Origin of the sequence: Actinosynnema sp. NPDC023658, assembly GCF_040639995.1 — a bacterium.
Lineage (GTDB): Bacteria > Actinomycetota > Actinomycetes > Mycobacteriales > Pseudonocardiaceae > Actinosynnema.
This window is the reverse complement of the sequence record NZ_JBFAAX010000534.1, coordinates 1-3347: the sequence shown is the minus strand read 5'-3', so window position 1 is coordinate 3347 and position 3347 is coordinate 1. Positions and strand designations below refer to the sequence as shown.

The 3347-nt window shown below is 72.5% G+C and carries 5 protein-coding genes; 4 read left to right on the top strand and 1 reads right to left on the bottom strand.

Features of this window, described 5'->3' with window-relative positions; genetic code table 11:
* The coding region (locus AB0G02_RS30585; protein WP_360800835.1) for a LysR substrate-binding domain-containing protein at nt 1–300 on the top strand (300 nt) is incomplete at its 5' end.
* Between the two features lie 33 nt (nt 301–333).
* Nucleotides 334–903: a GNAT family N-acetyltransferase gene (locus AB0G02_RS30580; protein WP_360800832.1), complete on the top strand. Its 570-nt coding sequence runs from the start codon at nt 334–336 to the stop codon at nt 901–903.
* A gap of 44 nt (nt 904–947) precedes the next feature.
* On the opposite strand, the gene AB0G02_RS30575 is transcribed toward AB0G02_RS30580, so the two are convergent.
* Nucleotides 948–1904, bottom strand: coding sequence for a cyclase family protein (locus tag AB0G02_RS30575; protein WP_360800829.1), 957 nt, complete (start codon nt 1902–1904; stop codon nt 948–950).
* A 123-nt stretch (nt 1905–2027) separates the two neighbouring features.
* Between AB0G02_RS30575 and AB0G02_RS30570 the strand changes: the two genes are divergently transcribed.
* Together AB0G02_RS30570 and AB0G02_RS30565 are read left to right on the top strand one after the other, a co-directional pair.
* Entirely contained in the window at nt 2028–2519 is a 492-nt protein-coding gene (locus AB0G02_RS30570; RefSeq protein WP_360800827.1) for a DUF4265 domain-containing protein, read from the top strand.
* Nucleotides 2520–2622: 103 nt separating this feature from the next.
* Nucleotides 2623–3347 (top strand): GNAT family N-acetyltransferase (locus AB0G02_RS30565; RefSeq protein ID WP_360800824.1); only part of this gene is annotated, 725 nt, incomplete at its 3' end.

Below are 3347 nucleotides of genomic sequence, written 5' to 3'. Positions count from 1 at the left end.
CTCGACAAGGCCTTGGCCCGACTCGGGCTCACGCGGCGCGTGGTGGGGGCCGTGCCCGGCGAGGCGGCCGCGTTCGCCTTCGTCCGCGACACGGACCTCCTCGTCACCGCTCCCGAGTCGACGGCCCGCTCAGCGGTCGCGGACCTCGACCTGGTCCTGCTGCCCCTCCCCCTCGACCTGCCGCCGGCCCCCGTGTACCTGTCGTGGCACCAGCGCTACGACACCGACCACGCCCACATCTGGTTGCGCGACCTGGCACGCACGGTGTTGGCCGACGCCACGGGTCGGCCACCCCGGTGACGCGCCGCGACCGGGGCCGTCGAGAATCGTCCGATGCACGAGGTGAGGTTGTCCGACGGGTTGATCACCATCTCCCCGCTGCGCCCGGACGACGCGGAGGCGCACTTCGCCGGCGAGGACGAGCCGCTGGTGCGCTGGCTCAGCGGCTCGCCCAGCACGCTCAAGCGGGTCAGGGCCTACCTCCTGCACTGCGAGGAGCAGTGGACGACGGCCGGACCGCTCCGGGCTTTCGGCATCCGGGTGGGCGCGCAGGAGACGCTCGCGGGGACGATCGACCTGAGGTTCGAGCTGCCCGGCCTGGCTCCCGGTCAGGTGAACGTCGCCTACGGCCTGTACCCGTCCTGGCGGGGACGCGGCCTGGCCACCCGCGCCGTCGACCTGGCCTGCCGCTACGGCGCCGGTGAGGGCGGCAGGGAGGCGGTGATCCGGGTGGAGCCGGACAACGCCGCGTCGGCCGCGGTCGCCCGGCGGGCCGGGTTCACCCACGACCGGCGCACGCGCACCGAAGACGGCACACAGCTCGACTGGTACATCCGGGACATGCGCGTCACTCCCGGCGACACCGCAGGCGTCGACACCGGGAGGGCATCCAGGAGCGCGTGACCGGTGGTGCCGTGCGCTCGACGCGTTCGGCACGGCGCGGTCTGTCAGAAGGTGGCGATCGGGTTGACCGGGCTGCCGGACGTGCCGGCGAAGCGGACCGGCGCGACCGCGAGGTGGAAGTCCCACTGGCCGAGCTCGGTCGCCGTCGCCGCGCACGCCTCCAGGTCGCAGTTGTCGAGCAGCCACAGCCCCATCGCGACCAGGCTCACCGCGTGCACCGGCATCAACACGTCGTCGTAGCCCGACGGTTGCACGTCCTGCGGCGTGTCGGCACCGATCAGCGCGACTTCCCTGTCGTGCAGCCACGGCAGGCAGGACGCGTGCCAACCGGCCTGCGTGAAGCCGCCGGCCGGACCGGCCTCGTGCCGGGAGCGGCCGTAGCCGGTCCGCAACAGCACCGCGTCGCCGGGCCGCACCCGCACACCCTGGCGACGCTCGGCCTCTTCGAGGTCGTCGGGGAACACGCCCTGCCCCGGTTCCAACCACGGCACACCGCGGACTTCCGCGATGTCCAGCAGGACGCCGCGCGTGACGATCCCGTTCGCCGCCGCCGTGACGGCCGCCCACGCCGATCCCGTCGCCGCGTCGACCACCGAGTGCGGCCGCCCGTTGTACGTCTTGCCGTCCCAGAACAGGTGGCACGGCGAGTCCACGTGGGTGACGGTGTTGCCGTGGAACGTGAGGCCGAGCCGCTCGGACGAGAAGCCCCAGCGCCGGTCGGCGTGGAACGCGGGCACGGGCATGTTCTCGGCACCCGGCATGTCGGCGGCGCAGGGGCACGTCGTGGTCGACCGCTCCATCTCCCCCGGCACGGAGACCTCCCACGCGCACGACACGCTCCTGCCGTGCCGCACGGCCCGCGCCGCCGCCAACCGCACGTCGTCGGTGATGTGGTTCAGCGTGCCGAGCTCGTCGTCCTCGCCCCACCGCCCCCAGTTCGACAGCGTGTCGAAGTACTCGAGCACGTCGTCCTGCGTGGGCATCGGTCGCCCTGCCGTCATCCCAGCACCGACTCCTCCGGTCACGCGCTTCGAGGCACCGCGGGCAGGGTATCGCGCCCCCACCGCAGTCGTGCCCGATGACGGCCACGGACAGGTCGGTCCGCGCGGTGGCATGCTCGGGGCGTGACCGAGCAGTGGGGCGATGACAGGGTCAAGGTGGTGTTCGATCTCCCGACCGACGAGGACGGGTGGCCTCCGGTGGGTACCGAAGGCCTGTGGGCCATCCCGTTGCCGGAGCGGGACCACGTCCGGCTGGACAACATCCCGTGGTTCGCCCCCGACGTGGCGGCGGGCGATGTCGTCCGGGTGCGTGCCGACGAGGATGGCGTGTTGCGGGTCGTGGAACGGGTCGAGTGGTCGGGCCACTGCACGATCCGGTTGATCGTGTACCGGAAAGGCCCGCTCGCGGGTGACAGGCAGCGGGTGCTGGACATGTTCGCCGCCCTCGGCGTGGAGGGCGAGGGGCTGGCGCAGTACGGGATGGTTGCGCTCGACGTCCCGCCGGAGGTCGACCTCGCCGCGGTGAAGAGGATGCTCAAGGACGGCAAGGCCGACGAGTGGTGGGCCTACGAGGAGGGCTGCATCGGCGACGCCTGGGAGGCCGCCGAGGCGTGAAGGGTCGTTGACGGCCACTCGGGACGGTGGCCTCGCGTGCGTCTCCGGACCCGGTCGGGAAAGCGGGCGACAGCCGACGCGTCCAGGGGCTACCGTCCGGCGCGTGCGAGACGACTCCACCGCCCTGACGTGGCGGCCGCTCACCCGTGGTGACGCCAGGTCCTCGGCCGACCTGCTCAACGCCATCGAGGCCGTGGACCGGATCGGGGAGAACTACACCGAGGAGGACACGCTCCAGGAGCTAGTCGACCCCTACGCCGACCTGGAGCGCGGGAGCCTGGCCGCGTTCGACGGCGACGTGATGGTCGGTTACGTGAAGGTGCGCTTCAAGCCGTCCGCGGAGGCGGTCCACCGGGTCTTCCTCGACGGCGGCGTGCACCCCGACCACCGGCGCCGCGGCGTCGGCACCACCCTCCTCCGGGCGGGGGTCGAGGCGGCGAAGGTGCTGCACGCGCTGCACCACCCGACGGCCGCGCTCGTGGTCGACGTGCACAAGGCCGAGCACGTCGCCGGCCTGGCCGAGCTCGTCCGCTCCCAGGGTTTCACCCCGGTCCGCTACTTCCAGCACATGAAGCACCCGCTCGGGGACGCGATCGGCAACGCCCCGGTGCCCGACGGGCTGCGCGTCGAGCCGTGGTCGCCGGGCAACGACGAGGAATTCCGGTCCGTCCGGAACTCCTCGTACGAGGACTACTGGGGTGCGGCCCCGATGCCCGCGGACTCCTGGCAGAACAAGATCACCAACCAGACGTTCCGCCCGGAGCTCGGCTTCCTGCTCCGCGACGCGGCGACCGGGACCGCGGAGCGCATCCTGGTGACCATGACCAG

What these genes read in the sequence shown, in the direction of transcription:
- AB0G02_RS30580 (WP_360800832.1), top strand. Translation starts at nt 334, where the DNA reads ATGCACGAGGTGAGGTTGTCCGACGGGTTGATCACCATCTCCCCGCTG.
- AB0G02_RS30575 (WP_360800829.1), bottom strand. Translation starts at nt 1,904, where the DNA reads ATGACGGCAGGGCGACCGATGCCCACGCAGGACGACGTGCTCGAGTAC.